The sequence below is a fragment of the Cutibacterium sp. LaCa_89 genome (genome assembly GCF_058177555.1).
In genome coordinates this window covers 1,620,909-1,635,787 of sequence record NZ_CP190889.1, presented here as the reverse complement: position 1 = coordinate 1,635,787, position 14,879 = coordinate 1,620,909, and the positions used below count along the sequence as shown (strand labels likewise).

Below are 14,879 nucleotides of genomic sequence, written 5' to 3'. Positions count from 1 at the left end.
TCACGATGAGCCTTCCATAAGGCCACATGACGCAGGACGTGGGGTTGTCCACAAGCAATGACATCCAATGTCGTGTGGTTGTCCACAGGCCAGAAAGATGATGGCGGATGTCGCGGGCTCGGACGACAACTGAAGATGTGAGGAAATCTGTCTGTATCAGTGTGTTGATCATCGTCATCGGGACATGCCTGTTGGTCTTGCCTGCCCCTACGCGCAGCGTTGCGGCTCCGTCCGCGGAAGCTCTGTCGTGGCGAGCACGACCGACAGGTGATCGTGGCGTGCCGGCCCGGAGGCGTCCTCCCGTGCCCGGTCCCGTCATCAAGGGGTTCGATCCTCCGGCCAAGCCGTGGTTGCCCGGCAGCCGTGGGGTGGAGTTCTCGGCATCGCCGGGGGAGCCGGTGAGGACCGTCACAGCTGGGGTCGTCGTCTTCGCCGGACAAGTCGCCGGCACCGGGGTGGTCAGCATCATGTTGCCCGACGGACGGCGGACCACCCACATGCCGGTGGTTCCTGTCGTGGCGGTCGGTGACGTCGTCATTCCCGGTCAGGTCATTGGGCTAGTGGGCGTGGGACCACCATGTTCCCGGACTTGTCTGCACTGGGGACTCAAGAAAGGAACTGAGTATCAGAATCCGATGACCCTGTTGGACACCGAGGTACGTCTCCTGCCAATGCAGGGGCGAGCTCGGGTGGTGTCGGTCAGACGGGACCCTCGCCATCCCTTGGAGCTTCCCGGCGCGAAACCTCGTATGAGGTCTGCCGGTACGTTGATGCCGCCATGGCTGGGAGCCGGTCGTGATGGGGTGCTCCTCGTCGACGACCAGGTGGCTCGGGCCGTGACCCGAAGGGGTCACGCCCTGGGGTGAGCCTGACGAAAAGCCGTCCGTAGTCTCTCGGTGGATACGTGCGTGTAGATCTGAGTGGTGGCCAGTGATTCATGTCCCAGCATGTCCTGGACGGTTCGTAGATCAGCTCCGCCCTCCAGAAGGTGCGTCGCCATGGCGTGACGCAGTCCGTGGGGCCCCAGGTCGGGGGAATCCGGTTCGGCTCGCAGATGGGTGTGAACGATGCGTCTCACCACTCGTTGATCGATCCGACCACCACGGGTGCCGAGGAAGAGTGCCCGTCCAGAGGTGGAGCAGACCCATTCCTGACGACGCCCCAGCCATTCGTCGACAGCGCGCAGCGCGGGCCCTCCCATCGGCACGGTGCGTTGCTTGTTTCCCTTGCCGGTCACTCGCACCGTCTGGCGAGAGCGGTCGACGTCACCCAGGTCCAGACCACACAGCTCACCGACGCGCAGGCCGCCTCCGTAGAGCACTTCCAGGATGGCGGCATCACGGGCACCCTGCGGTGACTCATCGCTGCGCGCCTCGGCAACCGCATCGTCAAGGATGTGGCGTGCCTGCTCGACGCCGAGGGTGGTCGGCAGACGTTTCGGAGCCTTGGCCGAGGACAGGGCGGTCGTCGGGTCTCCGTCGATGAGCCTCTCGTTGGATGCCCATCGGAAGAAGACCCGCGCCGCTGACCAGCGGCGCTGCATGGTGGCCGCCGTTGCGCCAGCCAGCCGGGTGTCGGCCAGCCAGGCTCGCACGCGGGCCGTATCGATGTGTCCGATCGAGTTGACACCGTGGTCGTGCACGTGCTCCATGAGGTCGGTGAGGTCAGCCCGGTAGCCACGAATGGTGTTGGGGGAGCGATGCAGGGTTGCGAGATGATCGGAGAAGTCCTCGATGGGCACCGAGAGCGCACTCGGAAGGCGCGGGGAGTCAGGGCGGGGATTCATCGATTCCCACTGTGGCCTGTCACTGTCGGGATGACGAAGTGGACACGCGGAGGTGGTTGAGGATTGAGCAGATGTATGGCGGTCATATTGCTCGCGAATCGGACGGTTGGAGAGAGATATCGAACAGTCGGATGGAGGCAGTGGAGCCATGACGTGACGGATCGGTACGCCGCGGCGTGGGGCGGATCAAGAATCAGCTGTGCCAGTGTGCACGGTGAGGTGTCGGAGATAGTTGGCTGGCATGTTACTTGAGTTATGGCGTGGCCTTGACGCCATATACTAATCCGGTTTAGCGTAGTGTTACTTTCACCGCTGAAAGGACCACTATGAAGCGACTACTTATTGCTGGTCTGGCCGTCATCGTTGGACTCGGAGGGATTGTCGGCTGCGGGTTGACTGCGCAGGCTGACGACAGCGTCGCCCCTGTCGGGGATCGGGTGTTAGCGTCGGCTCAGCCCCGTAATGCCGGTCATCGTCTGCAAGACATCCGTACCTGGAGTCCCCAGACTGACCCATACGCCTCCTATCTGCGAGCTCAGGTTCCGCTGCAATCGCGCATCGCCCGCGACTCTGGCACTCAGATTCGCCGAAACCTTGACGGTAAGGCCGAGGTTATGCTTATGCAGGGCGACTACGGCAACTCATTTTTCGGGAATTTCCGGGATAATGATGGATTTGCGAACAATGTCCTTAATTTCTGGCAGTACGTGGACTACTGGAGTCCTTGGCATGGCTCTGCGACAGCCCGCACTCCTGAAGCGTTGTATGATCCCGCCACCAGTGATTGGCGCACCCGCAACTTCGAGTTCGGTATTGTCGACATCCCGAATGCCGCCTACACTAACGCTGCCCATCGCAATGGTGTTAAATCCATCGGCACGATCTACTTTGACCCGGCGTTTCGTCCCGGTCTCACGTTTGCTGGCTCTTCACAATCCAGGGTGTAGATCTGGTCTGAACCCGCCGGCCTCGAGCAGTGATCTGGCGATGTAGTGGGTGAGGTTGCGGAAGCCTAGGGCGGTGCCGCGTAGGTGTTCGAGGCGGCCGTTGATCGCTTCGGTGGGTCCGTTGCTGGAACCTTGGTGGTCGAAGAACGCCAGGATGTCGCCCCGGCGCTTGGCCAGGGTGCGGCCGAGCTTGCAGACCTCGACCAGGCTGCTGGGAACAGCGGTGCCGATCGAGTCGATCAGCCGGGTCATGACCTTCTTGCCCTCAGCTCTGGCCTTGGTGCGGTAGGCCGAGATCATGCGCTGGTAGACACCCCAGGTGGCCTCGACCTCAATGTGTCGGTCATCAGCGAACAGGGCATTCAGGCGGCGCTGTTGCTTGTCGGTCAACAGGTCGGCGCCGGTGTGGAGCGTTCTCCTGGCTTGGTAGAGCGGATGGTGCTTGCGACCCCGACTGCCGTGCAGTGAGATCTGGACGCGACGTCGGCAGGTGTCGAGGGCGTCGCCCGCCAGCCGAATCACGTGGAACGGATCCATTACCGTCACCGCCGTGGGGACCTCTTCCGTGGCGGCGGTCTTGAAGCCGGTGAAACCGTCCATCGCCACGATCTTCACTCCGTCTCGCCAGGTCTGGGGTTGTTCCGCGAGCCAGGTCTTGAAGGCCTGCTTGGATCGGCCCTCGACCATCGCCAACAGTCTCGACGGCCCGGTGCCCGTGCTGACCGGGGTCAGGTCGATGACCACGGTGACGTACTTGTCCCCGCGTCGGGTATGACGCCACACGTGCTCATCAACACCGACGACCGTCACCTTGTCGAGTCGGCCGGGCTTGTCGATGAGGAGTCGTTGGCCTTCAGCCAGGACAGCATCATTGGCGGTGTTCCACGCGACTCCCAGTGCGGCCGCGATGCGGGTCATGGACAGGTGGTTGACCACCAGCGCTTCCAGCGCCCACCGCAACGCGCCGTTCGACAAGCAGGAGCGCGGCTGCGCCGCGCCGGTGATGTTCTGCCGCCACACGTGGCCGCATACGGTGCATTGGTAGCGGCGCAGGCGAACGTGGAGGGTGGTGGGGCGCCACCCGAACGGGACATGCGCAAGTTCACGGACGACGCTGTCACGTGGTGTTCCGTGGCAGCCGCAACGATGACACCAGTCATCCGGCTGGACCGGCCGGCAGGCTAGCACCGCCTTGGCAGGGGTGATGTGTTGCCCGGTCACGGCCAGGCCGTGGTCGTCGAGGCGGCAGAACGTGGTCAGATCGGGCGTGGTGAAGGTAGCGTGGTCCATGTCGAGGTCTTCTGGATGGCGAGCGTGAGAACTTCCATCATCAGGGGACCTCGATCCCTGTCACCAACCGGGTGCCACAACCGAACTACACCTCGATCTGTGAAGAGCCACATTGCCGCAGGTCTGAGGGGTCTCAGCCCTCCAACGCCGACGTGAAGGCCTCCATCTTGGCTCCGGTCTCGATCCATTCCTTGTCCGGGTCGGAGCTGGGCATGATGCCCGCACCGGCGTGTACCCGGACGGATCGGTTGTCCTCGGAGAACTGACCACAGCGCAGAGCCAAGGCCCACTGGCCTGACCCATCCGGCGACATCCATCCCACTGGCCCGGCGAACCGTCCTCGGTCAATGACCTCGGTCTGCTCGATGAACTGGTAGGCGAGCTCTCGAGGAGTGCCGCACACAGCTGCGGTCGGGTGGATGACGTCGACGATCTGTGCAGCATTCGACGTGCCGACCCTAGCGGTGATGTCCGTGGCCAGGTGGGTGACATTGGGCAGTTCCAGCAGGAAGGGCCCGCGGATGGCAGGGTCGGACAGGCCAGCCTCGGTCAGTCGTCCTGTCACGGAAGCCACCGCCAGCTCGTGCTCACGATGCTCCTTGGGATCCTGCAACAACTCATGGGACCAGGAAGGCTTGCGGGTACCGGCGAGCACCCGGCAACGGAACAGGCCATCGCGGCAGTCAACGAGCAACTCGGGAGTCGCCCCAACCAGGCCATCATGGCAGTAGGTCCAGCAGCCGCTGAACTTGCCCGATAGCCGGGACGCGACGAGTCCACGGTCCATCGGGGCGGACGCCTGGACGGTCACCGACCGCGAGAGCACCACTTTTTCCAGCTCGGGGTCCTGGGACAGCCGGGTCGTCGCGGCGTTGACGGCCTGGCCCCAGTTCTCAGCGTCAAGATCGGGAAGCTGGGTCTCGATGACCGGCAGGTCAGAATCGCCGCGATGAATCGGGGTGGGATCCGCGCAGAAGACGAGAGTGCGCTCGCCCAGGTGACGACGGAGGAGGAGGACAGCGGGGACGACGAGGAATCCGTCCTCGTCCCGGGAAAACGGGAAAGAACCGAAAGCCACGGGAGCTGCGTCAGAGTGCTCCGCAGCCCACGATGAATAGGCATTGAACGCCTTCGCGGCAGCGCCGTGGCCGCCTGCGGTGAAGCGGGCCTGCTCGCCCCACCCGACCATGGCCGGGGCATCGTCGGTGTCGGGAGCCACCCAGATCCACGGCTCGACCTCGGGCGGGCAGTAACGACGCGCGGTATCCAACCACCGAGCCCCACTCGCAGCGGACAGGTCGACATCGCAGGACAAGGTGTGCACGAGGGGAGATGCTACTCCGGGCCTGTCGGCCGGCCGCGGGAACGGCAGCAGCGGCCTGAGTCAACGCGTCCAGGCAGATCCGTCTGCCTCGGCCTGCTCGGCTAGTCTCCTCACCTCGAGACGATCCACTTTCCCGGAAGCCAGCATGGGAATGGCCTCGACCGTCACGACGATTCGCGGACGAAGTTCCCGTGGCAGATTGACGGTGTCCCGGACACGCTCCGGTTCCTGACATCCCGTGACGACGGCCGTGACGACCTGGCCCCACCTCTCGTCGGGCAGCCCGACGACGACACAGTCCTTCACCAACCCGGTTGCGGTGACGGCATCGGCCACCTGGCTGGGGGAGATCTTGAGTCCACCGGAAATGATGAGGTCGTCGGCCCGACCATCGACGGCGAGTCGGCCGTCTCGCCAGTGGGCGATGTCGCCGGTGAGGTACCAATCATCGGCCGGTCCCTCATCGAGATACCCCGACATCACCATCGGACCAGACAGTGACACCCGACCATCCTCGTCCAGACGAACCTGCACCCCGTCGAGCGGGACCCCGTCGTAGACACAACCGCCACAGGTCTCGCTCATGCCATAGGTCAGCACGATCGGCATCCCCGCAGCTCGAGCCTCGGAAACCAACTGCGAGGAGGTCGCGGCACCCCCGACGAGAATCGCGGAACACCGCGTCAAGGCGTCACGGGCAACTGAGTCATCCATGCAGTCGGTCAGCTGGGTCGGCACCAGGGACAGATACACCCGACCGTTCGGATCCCTCCGTACCGCTTCGTCGATGGCGTCAGACAGGGCCTGAGGAGTCACCTTCCCCTCGACGACGACCACCGAGCGATCACCGGCTGCGGCCCTGGCGACGACCTGTAGACCGGCAATGTGGTTGGGGGAAGGGCGAGCACCCAGGTTCCGGCCCCGCCAAGTCGCGCATCCGTGGCGTTGATGGACGCCAGCAGCTGAGCCGCTGAGATACCCACGAGGCGTCCATGAGCAGAGGTCGACCCGGACGTGCGCATCACGAGCCCGACCTCATCGGGCAGGAAGACCGTCCTCCTCTCGACGTCCTCGAGGGTGGCCACTGGGTTCTCCTCGCTCCCGGCCGGCACGAGAACCGAGCGCGTTGAGCCTTGGAAGAAGCGTGTCAAGCGCTCGGTCAGCCAGACGACGTCTGTCTGGGTGCGTTCCACCCTGACGACGTGCAGTCGTGCGGTCTCGGCCATCGGGCCTCCTGTCGGGTCGTGGTGTCCAGAGGTGAGGAATCAGAAGTAGTACGGGTAGCTGGACCAGTCGGGGGAGCGGTGCTCGAGGAAGGCGTCGCGACCCTCCTGGGCCTCCTCGGTCATGTATGCCATGCGGGTTGCCTCCCCGGCGAACGCCTGCTGACCGGCGATGCCGTCGTCGACCATGTTGAAGGCGTACTTGAGCATTCGGATGGCCTGCGGGGACTTACCAGCGATCGTCAGGCCCCACTCGATGGCGATGCTCTCCAGCTCGACGTGATCGACGGCGCGGTTGATGACGCCCCACCGCTCGGCCTGCTCGGCGGTGTACGTCTCCGCCAGGAAGAAGATCTCGCGGGCCCTCTTGTCACCGATCTGGCGAGCCAGCAGGGCCGAACCATATCCGGCGTCGAAGGAGCCGACATTGGCATCAACCTGCTTGAACCGAGCGTTCTCCCGGCTGGCCACCGCCATGTCGGCCACCACCATGAGGGAGTGGCCACCACCGGTCGTCCAACCAGGAATGGCGGCGATGATCGGCTTGGGGGTGGCGCGCATGAGCCGCTGAACCTCGAGGATGTGGAGACGCCCCAGACGGCCCCTGGCGATCCGCTCCCGGCGGGCGTCGGTGGCCAGGTCCTCGTCGCCGGCCGTCTCCTCGGACTCGTACTGGTAACCAGCTGCACCGCGAATGCGCTGGTCACCGCCGGAGCAGAAGGAGTATCCGCCGTCGCGCGGAGAGGGACCGTTCCCGGTCAGGATGATCGCTGCCACGTCAGGGGTGCAGCGTGCCGCGTCGATACAGCGGTACAGCTCGTCGACGGTGTGCGGGCGGAAGGCGTTGCGGATGGCAGGACGGTCGAAGGCGATCCGCACCACCGGCAGGTCCTCGCCGGCCGGGGCGTGGTCGACCTCTCCACGCGAGATAAGGCGGTGGAAGGTCATGTCGGTCAAGGGGTCGCCGGGAAGGTTGACCTCGCGCCAACGGTCTGCGTCAAAGGTGTCGGAGACGAAAGGAAGGGTGCTCACCCGGTGGAAGCTACCACCCCTGGTCAGGCAGTCTCACCTGGGACGACGAGCCAGCCACGACGCCGCGATGACACCTCCGACCGCACCGCCCAGATGGGCCTGCCAGGACACCCCAGCCTGTCCCGGAAGCACACCCCACAGCACAGACCCGTAGATGAGGAAGACGACGATGGCCACCAGGATGTCGCGCAGCCTCTTGGTGAACAGGCCCCGGGCCAGCAGATACGCCAACCAACCGAAGACGATCCCGGACGCACCGAGGGTGATGGTTCCCGGTGCGCTGAAGAACCACGCGAAGAGCCCCGAGCACACCGTGATCATGAGCCCTGAGGTGACCCAGGTTGATGTCGATTCCATGTAGACGAGCATGCCGAGGACGAAGAGCGGCACGGAGTTACCGGCCAGATGGGCCCAGCCGTAATGCAGCCACGGAGCAGTGAAGATTTCCCACAGCCCCTGACCGGTCCAGGAATGGATCCCGAACTGATCGAGGGTGTTGCCGAGCACGGTGTCGACGACCTCGAGGACCCACATGATCGCGACGACGACAGCCATCACCCCGGCGCTGCTGGCGATGGAGTTCGTGCGGCTCGGTGGTTCGGCCCGACGTCGGCGGACAGGAGTGGACGACGGAGGCAGGTAGGAAGTCATGTATCCAGTGTGGCAAAGAGGAATCGGAAAATTGTTGTGATTTTCCTCACAAACAACCTGACGGTGTGGTTCTATCGTTCCCAACACACGAAACGGATGCCGCAAGAGCGGTAGAAGCGTCGAGGAGGACCGTATGGCGGACCAGCAGGACGTCTTCGAGCCTGATCAGAGCATCATCGACAACGCCTGGGTCTCGGACTGGAGGACGCTCGAGGAAAAGGCCAAGGCCGACCCAGTCGCTTACTGGGAGGAACGAGCCCGGGAGCTTGAATGGTCGAAGCCATGGGACAAGATCCTCGACGATTCAGGCAAGCCCTTCTTCAAGTGGTTCACCGGGGCCAGCACGAACATCGTCACCAATGCGGTGGACCGTCATCTCGATACCGCCCGTCGTAACAAGTTGGCCCTCATCTGGGTCGGCGAGAACACCGACGAGGTGCGCACCTTCTCCTACTTCGCTCTCAATCGCGAGGTCGAGCAGATGGCGAACGTTCTCAAGGCCATGGGTGTGCACAGGGGTGACGTCGTCACCATCTATCTGCCTCGGATCCCCGAGATCTTCTTCGCGATGCTGGCCTGCGCCAAGATCGGTGCCGTTCACTCGGTGGTCTTCGCCGGTTACTCCTCGGAGGCCCTCAACGCCCGTATCGACGGTTCGGAGTCCAAGGTTGTCATCACCGCTGACGGGTCGTGGATCAACGGCAAGGTCTTTCCAATGAAGCAGATCGTCGACGATGCGGTGAAGTTCTCACCGACCGTCGAGAACGTCATCGTCGTCAAGAACACGGCCACCGAGGTCACCATGGACTCCACTCGGGACCACTGGTATCACGAGCTGTGCAAGTTGCCGATTGCCAAGGGCAAGTGCCAGACCGTCCAGGTGGACGCCGAGGACCCGTTGTTCATCCTCTACACCTCGGGCTCGACCGGTAAGCCGAAGGCCATCGTTCACACTCACGGTGGCTACCAGGTTGGTACCTATACCACCCTCAAACAGTGCTTCGACATCAAGGAGGAGGACCGCTGGTGGTGCACGGCCGATCCGGGCTGGATCACCGGTCACTCCTACCTCGTCTACGGACCGCTGCTCAACGGAGCCACCGTCTTCATGCATGAAGGCGGCCCGACCTATCCGTACCCCGATGGCTGGTGGCAGCCATTGAGCACTACGGCATCACGAGCTTCTACACCGCTCCGACCGCCATCCGTACCTTGATGCGCTTCGGCGAGACCTGGGTGCGCAAGCACGACCTGTCCAGCCTGCGCATGCTCGGCTCGGTCGGCGAGCCGATCAATCCGGAGGCCTGGCGTTGGTTCCACGACGTCGTCGGCGATGGCACGTGCGCCATCATCGACACCTGGTTCCAGACCGAGACCGGTGCCATGCAGCTGACCAGCCTCCCGACGATGCCGAAGAAGCCGGGATCTGCGGGCAAACCCATCCCCGGCCAGGAGGTCGCCGTTGTCGACGAGGAGGGCAAGGAGGTCCCGCCGGGCACCGATGGCTTCCTGGTCCTCAAGAACCCGTGGCCCGCCATGATGCGTACTCTCTACAAGAATCCCGACCGTTACCTCGACACCTACTGGAAGAAGTATCCGGGGGTCTACCTCACCGGCGACTCCGCCCGTATCGACGAGGACGGTTACGTCTGGATCATTGGTCGTACCGACGACGTCATCAAGGTGTCCGGTCATCGCATCGGCACCGCCGAGGTCGAGTCCGCCCTCATCTCCCACCCGGCCGTCGCCGAGGCTGCCGCGATCGGTTTGCCGCACGAGGTCAAGGGCAACTCCATCCACTGCGCCGTGATCCTCGCCCAAGGATACGAGCCCACCAAGCAGCTCACCGCCGACCTGCGCGCTCATGTCGCCGAGGTGCTCTCCCCGATCGCCAAGCCGGACAGCTTCGACTTCGTCGAGAAGCTCCCGAAGACTCGTTCCGGAAAGATCATGCGAAGGGTCCTCAAAGCTTGAGCCCTCGGCCAGGATGAAGGCGACCTTTCCACCCTGGAGGACTGAGCCACTCCATTGACGTGCGAGGGCCGGGACACCAGATGGTGTCCCGGCCCTCGTGATGGTTCTCGACGGCGTAGCTACGCCGGAGCACGGTTCCTTAGTCCATGCCAGAGGTCTCCAGGCCCTGCACCAGGTAGCGCTGCAGGACGAGGAAGACAATGACCACCGGCACGATTGCCACCAGAGCGCCGGCGAAGAGCTCGGAGTAGTTGACTCCCTGGCTCGTCATGAACCGACTCAAGGTGAGCTGGACGGTCGTGGTGTTGTCGCGAGCCACCAGCAGCGGCCACAGGAAGGAGTTCCAGGCCCCGATGAAGGTGATCGTCGACACGGCCGCGATGATTCCCTTGGAATTGGGGACGACAATGCGCCACATCGTCGTCCACGGATTGGCTCCGTCGAGGTTCGAAGCCTCCTCCAGCTCCTTGGGGAACTCCAGCAGGGATTGCCGAAACATGTAGGTCGCGAAGGCCGAGAACATCATCGGGATGATGAGGCCACGGTAAGAGTCGATCCACCCGAATCGGGTCGTCATGATGAAACTCGGCACGAAGGTGACAGCGGTCGGTACCATGAGGGTGAGTACCGTCAGACGCAACACCACCGTCGCAGCCTTGCTGCGGAATCTCGCCAGCCCGTAGCCAGCCATGAAACTGACGATGACCGTCAGCACCGTCTGGCCGACGGCCTGGATGGCTGAGTGGACCATCGCCCCAGGCAGGTTGAGGTCAGTGTCGGAGAAGAGATCCCGCAGCACCGAGAAGTCGAGGTTGTCAGGCAACCACTTCCAGTCCGCGGCGACGAAGGCCTCCGAGCTGCTGAAGGCATTGCGGAAGATGACGTAGAAGGGCAGCAGGAAGAGCAGGGCCAGGATGAACAGCACGACGATCTTGAGACCGTGCAAGAAGCTCCCCGAGCGGCCCGTGACCATGTGGGAACGTTCCTCAGCCATCGAACACCTCCTTGCGGTGGGTCTTGGCGGCCTGCTTGATGGCCTTCTTCTCGCGACGCTCCTGGCCACTCATGAGCCAATTCTGGGCCAGTCCGAACAGCACGATGATGGCGGTGAGGGCGACGGTCCCGGCGCCACCCATACCGAGATCCTGGTCGGCTCCACCGACGCTGATGAGGTACAGATGCACCAGCGGGGGGCGAGCGTAGGGCGGGTAGGTGCCCGAGGAGGACAACAAGTTGTAGAACTCGTCGAAGGCCTGGAAAGCACCGATGAGCAGCAGCATGAGGACGGCCGCACTCACTCCCCGCAGCTGCGGCATGGTGACGTGACGCAGGGTCGCCCAGCGACCGGCACCGTCAATCGCGGCAGCTTCATAGCTGTCGGTGGGGATGCGGTTGAGACCCGCGATGAGCAGGATCATGTAGTAGCCGACCTGCAGCCACAACCGCAGTGAGATCAGCGCGATCCAGTACCAGTAGCCCACTCCGGACAGCCAGTCGATGTTGCTACCGCCGACCTTGCGCAGCAGGGAGTTCGCCAGGCCGAACCGTGCTCCGTTGAAGAAGCTGAGTCGCCAGACCATTGCCGCGACGACGTAGGAACATGCTGTCGGGATGAAGAAGGAGGAGCGGAAGAAGGCCCGGAACTTGCCGACGTTGTTGAGGGCCAGCGCAAGGGCCAGGGAACAGACGTAGGTGAGCGGAACGATGAAGACCGCGAAGATGATGAAGACCAGCATCGAGTTGCGGAACAGGGTGTCCGACAACAGGTTCTGGTAGTTCGCGAAACCGACGAACTTCGTGGGGGATAGGGTTGCCCGGGCGTCGAAGAATGACAGGTAGGCGCTCCAGATGATCGGGATGTAGACGAAGACCAGCAGCCCGATCAGGAACGGCGCAACGAACAGGGCAAACCAGAGGTTACGCCCCTGGTGCCCCCGAACCCGCTGCCAGAAACTGCGGGTGGGGGGCACCGAGACTGCCGACGAACTCACTTGTTGACGCGCTTGAGCTCGGCCTTGGCCGTCGACTGCACTCCGGCAAAGGCCGACTTCGGGTCTGCACCCTTCTTGACGACGTTCGTGAGCGCGGCGCTGTAGGCGTCGGAGATCTTGGAGGTCCAGAAGAGGCTCGCGGCCTTGCCATGCTTGTCGACCATCTCGGCAGCGGCCTTGCCTGCGCCGTTGTTGATCTGGGAGCACTTGTCGGTGAGGTCAGGCTGAGACGGGATGTGGGTGCCGTAGGAGTTGGCGAAGTCGACCTGCTTGTCGGTCTGATCGACCCACAGCCACTTGGCGTACTTCTTGGCGGCCTCGACGTCGTTGCTCGCTCCCTTGGCGGCGACACAGGAACCGTAGGCGCCGAAGGGCACGGCCTGCTTGCCGGACTTACCGATGGCAGGGAACGGGATGACGCCGAAGTCGTCCTTCCACTTCTTGGAGATGTCGCCCAACGACCACAGGCCGCCCCACTGCATGGCGGTCTCGCCATTGGTGAAGGGGGAGGCGTCGAACCAATCCTTGGAGGCGGCAGTCAGCAGGGCGCCGGACTTGTAGAAGTCGCGGTAAGCGGCGACGGCGTCGAAGAAGGCCTGCTCCATGAAGGCGACGTCAGTATGGTCGTCGTTGAGCTGGTCGAATCCGGAGGCCCAGATGAGAAGGTTGCCGAGCACACCGACGCCACCGTCGTTGCCAGCGAAGAAGCCGCCCATCTCCTTGGTCTTGACGGCCTTGGCAGTCTCGACGAGCTGCTCGAAGGTGGTCGGGGCCGACAGCTTGGCCTTCTCCAGGGCTGACTTGCGGTAGTAGAGCAGCTGCATGTCGACGACCTGCGGGATCGCGTAGACCTTGCCGTCGAGGGTCATGCGATCCAGCACCGGCTTCGAGAACTTGGACTTGGCGTCACCGATGGTGTCGGTGAGATCAACGACCTGACCCTTCTGAATCATGTCGAGGGTGGCGCCGTACTCGGACTCGAAGACATCAGGGATGCCCGATCCGGACAGCAGGGTGGTGCTCAGCAGCTTCATGTAGTCGGTACCGGGGTTCCACCTCACGGTAACCGTGGCGTCCTTGTAATCCTTGGCGTAGCGATTGACGGCCTGCTGGACCCCTTTCTCGCCGTATTCGTGGTACCACTGGACGATTTTTCCGGAGCCACCCGAAGCGGCGCTGGATTTCGAGCCGGTGGAGACGCTACCAGTGTTCGATCCGCATCCGGTTAGGACCGCGGCAGTGGCCAAACCGGCTGATGCGCTGAGGAAGTGACGGCGAGAGAAGATCATGACGGCAGCTTAAACCTCAAACTGTTGAAATTTCACCCGTTGATCGTGGTGTTCGCCATTCGAATAGCTGTGAACTCGTGCGGCTGAGCCGTCTCCGGCCCAGATGGCATCATGCAAGGGCCGCATTCGCACCTTGGACCTCAGGAGGACCATGACTCACGCAAACGGCGACCTGCCACAGCTCCAGGCAGCTGACGGCCCATGGAGCATCTATCTGCACGTGCCGTTCTGTGCGTCCCGGTGCGGATACTGCGACTTCAACACCTATGTGCTCGCAGCCATGGGGGAGGACGCCATCCCTGGTTACCTAGAGGCGGCTCATCGCGAGTTGGACCTCGCTGGGCAGATGTGGAGACGGCGTCCGGCGGTGTCCACCATCTTCTTCGGGGGAGGCACTCCGACGATGCTCACCCCGGCCCAACTGGGAGAGCTCGTCGATCACATCCGTACTGTGTGGGGGATCGACGACGACGCCGAGATCACCACGGAGGCCAACCCGGAAACCCTGGACGAGGATGTGCTCTCTGGGTTGCTCGCAGCCGGGATCAACCGGTTGTCCATGGGAATGCAGTCCTCCGATGAGTTCGTCCTGACGATTCTGGATCGTCGTCATCGGCCCGGGCGTGCCGTGGAGATGGCAAGGCTGGCCCGCCAGGTGGGATTCGACGACGTCAGCCTCGACCTCATCTTCGGCGCCCCCGGGGAGGACCTCGGTTCCTGGCGGTGCAGTCTCGAGGCCGCGCTGTCGGCCGAGCCCGATCATGTCTCCGCCTACTCCCTCATCGTCGAAGAGGGCACCAGGCTGGCAGCGCGCATTCGGCGTGGCGAATTACCGATGACTGACGAGGACGACCTCGCCGACAAGTACCTCATCGCCGAGAGGGTCCTCACCGAGGCAGGGTACGTCAACTACGAGGTGTCGAACTGGGCCCGGTCCCGCGACGGTCACGACCACCGGTGTCGTCACAATATGGCGTACTGGCTTGGACGTGACTGGTGGGGGATTGGTCCTGGAGCCCACTCCCACGTGAACGGGACGAGGTGGTGGAATGTCAAGCATCCCGCCACGTACCGGAGCAGGCTGGCCGAGGGTCGTCTGCCCGTCGAGGACCATGAGGTCCTCGACGCGGAGCAGCGTCACGAGGAGACGGTGCTGCTGCAGCTGCGTCTGGCTGACGGGTTGCCGTTGTCCCAGCTGACAGAGGTGGAACGTCACCGGTCTGACCACGTCGTGGAGCAGGGACTTGGGGCGATCCAAGGCGGTCACCTGGTGCTCAACCTGTCCGGGCGAATGGTGGCAGACAGGATCATCACGGATCTGTTGGTGTGAGGCCATTGCGCGGGTGGTCATGCCGAGTGGGTCATTTCAGCT

At 63.4% G+C, this 14,879-nt stretch carries 10 protein-coding genes and 5 pseudogenes; 6 read left to right on the top strand and 9 right to left on the bottom strand.

Annotation, left to right across the window (positions count from 1 at the left end):
- Window positions 1-137 precede the first annotated feature (137 nt).
- A pseudogene (locus ACP8LP_RS07560) lies at window positions 138-889 on the top strand (peptidoglycan DD-metalloendopeptidase family protein).
- On the opposite strand, the gene ACP8LP_RS07555 reads toward ACP8LP_RS07560, so the two are convergent.
- Entirely contained in the window at window positions 851-1,786 is a 936-nt protein-coding gene (locus tag ACP8LP_RS07555; protein ID WP_334353358.1) for a tyrosine recombinase XerC, read from the bottom strand. The pseudogene ACP8LP_RS07560 and the gene ACP8LP_RS07555 overlap by 39 nt on opposite strands.
- A gap of 326 nt (window positions 1,787-2,112) precedes the next feature.
- On the opposite strand from ACP8LP_RS07555, the pseudogene ACP8LP_RS07550 reads away from it, so the two are divergent.
- Window positions 2,113-2,706: pseudogene (locus tag ACP8LP_RS07550) on the top strand (endo-beta-N-acetylglucosaminidase); the annotation flags it as partial.
- Between the two features lie 9 nt (window positions 2,707-2,715).
- Here ACP8LP_RS07550 and ACP8LP_RS07545 read toward each other — a convergent pair.
- From ACP8LP_RS07545 to ACP8LP_RS07525, 5 genes and pseudogenes are all read right to left on the bottom strand, one after another.
- A complete protein-coding gene (locus tag ACP8LP_RS07545) occupies window positions 2,716-4,023 on the bottom strand; it encodes an ISL3 family transposase (protein ID WP_484483067.1) in 1,308 nt (435 codons plus the stop codon).
- A gap of 133 nt (window positions 4,024-4,156) precedes the next feature.
- Entirely contained in the window at window positions 4,157-5,347 is a 1,191-nt protein-coding gene (locus ACP8LP_RS07540) for an isochorismate synthase (RefSeq protein WP_279186680.1), read from the bottom strand.
- Between the two features lie 60 nt (window positions 5,348-5,407).
- Window positions 5,408-6,573, bottom strand: a pseudogene (locus ACP8LP_RS07535) (AMP-binding protein).
- Window positions 6,574-6,612: 39 nt separating this feature from the next.
- Window positions 6,613-7,602 (bottom strand): 1,4-dihydroxy-2-naphthoyl-CoA synthase, encoded by a 990-nt coding sequence (locus ACP8LP_RS07530; RefSeq protein WP_004811696.1) that lies wholly within the window; start codon window positions 7,600-7,602, stop codon window positions 6,613-6,615.
- 33 nt (window positions 7,603-7,635) lie between these two features.
- Complete coding sequence (locus ACP8LP_RS07525) at window positions 7,636-8,157, bottom strand: rhomboid family intramembrane serine protease (protein WP_279186743.1); 522 nt, start codon at window positions 8,155-8,157, stop codon at window positions 7,636-7,638.
- A gap of 229 nt (window positions 8,158-8,386) precedes the next feature.
- Between ACP8LP_RS07525 and ACP8LP_RS07520 the strand changes: the two are divergent.
- The 3 genes and pseudogenes from ACP8LP_RS07520 to ACP8LP_RS07510 form a co-directional block, all read left to right on the top strand.
- Window positions 8,387-8,557: pseudogene (locus tag ACP8LP_RS07520) on the top strand (acetyl-coenzyme A synthetase N-terminal domain-containing protein); the annotation flags it as partial.
- A 60-nt stretch (window positions 8,558-8,617) separates the two neighbouring features.
- A pseudogene (locus ACP8LP_RS07515) lies at window positions 8,618-9,738 on the top strand (AMP-binding protein); the annotation flags it as partial.
- Window positions 9,739-9,789: 51 nt separating this feature from the next.
- Window positions 9,790-10,227, top strand: a complete 438-nt coding sequence (locus ACP8LP_RS07510; RefSeq protein WP_417033798.1) for an AMP-binding enzyme — start codon at window positions 9,790-9,792, stop codon at window positions 10,225-10,227.
- 139 nt (window positions 10,228-10,366) lie between these two features.
- Here ACP8LP_RS07510 and ACP8LP_RS07505 read toward each other — a convergent pair whose 3' ends face one another.
- From ACP8LP_RS07505 to ACP8LP_RS07495, 3 genes are read right to left on the bottom strand one after another with little or no spacing between them, the layout of a single operon-like run.
- Entirely contained in the window at window positions 10,367-11,221 is an 855-nt protein-coding gene (locus ACP8LP_RS07505; protein ID WP_023032590.1) for a carbohydrate ABC transporter permease, read from the bottom strand.
- Window positions 11,214-12,218 (bottom strand): carbohydrate ABC transporter permease, encoded by a 1,005-nt coding sequence (locus ACP8LP_RS07500; protein WP_063280026.1) that lies wholly within the window; start codon window positions 12,216-12,218, stop codon window positions 11,214-11,216. Before ACP8LP_RS07500 ends, ACP8LP_RS07505 begins: the two co-directional genes overlap by 8 nt.
- Window positions 12,215-13,507 (bottom strand): ABC transporter substrate-binding protein, encoded by a 1,293-nt coding sequence (locus tag ACP8LP_RS07495; protein WP_279186678.1) that lies wholly within the window; start codon window positions 13,505-13,507, stop codon window positions 12,215-12,217. The genes ACP8LP_RS07500 and ACP8LP_RS07495 overlap by 4 nt, the downstream gene beginning before the upstream one ends.
- 151 nt (window positions 13,508-13,658) lie before the next feature.
- Between ACP8LP_RS07495 and hemW the strand changes: the two genes are divergently transcribed.
- Complete coding sequence (hemW, locus tag ACP8LP_RS07490; RefSeq protein ID WP_334353235.1) at window positions 13,659-14,837, top strand: radical SAM family heme chaperone HemW; 1,179 nt, start codon at window positions 13,659-13,661, stop codon at window positions 14,835-14,837.
- Window positions 14,838-14,879 lie beyond the last annotated feature (42 nt).

What these genes read in the sequence shown, in the direction of transcription:
- ACP8LP_RS07555 (WP_334353358.1), bottom strand. Translation starts at nt 1,786, where the DNA reads ATGAATCCCCGCCCTGACTCCCCGCGCCTTCCGAGTGCGCTCTCGGTG.
- ACP8LP_RS07545 (WP_484483067.1), bottom strand. Translation starts at nt 4,023, where the DNA reads ATGGACCACGCTACCTTCACCACGCCCGATCTGACCACGTTCTGCCGC.
- ACP8LP_RS07525 (WP_279186743.1), bottom strand. Translation starts at nt 8,157, where the DNA reads ATGGCTGTCGTCGTCGCGATCATGTGGGTCCTCGAGGTCGTCGACACC.
- ACP8LP_RS07510 (WP_417033798.1), top strand. Translation starts at nt 9,790, where the DNA reads ATGATGCGTACTCTCTACAAGAATCCCGACCGTTACCTCGACACCTAC.
- ACP8LP_RS07505 (WP_023032590.1), bottom strand. Translation starts at nt 11,221, where the DNA reads ATGGCTGAGGAACGTTCCCACATGGTCACGGGCCGCTCGGGGAGCTTC.
- ACP8LP_RS07495 (WP_279186678.1), bottom strand. Translation starts at nt 13,507, where the DNA reads ATGATCTTCTCTCGCCGTCACTTCCTCAGCGCATCAGCCGGTTTGGCC.
- hemW (WP_334353235.1), top strand. Translation starts at nt 13,659, where the DNA reads ATGACTCACGCAAACGGCGACCTGCCACAGCTCCAGGCAGCTGACGGC.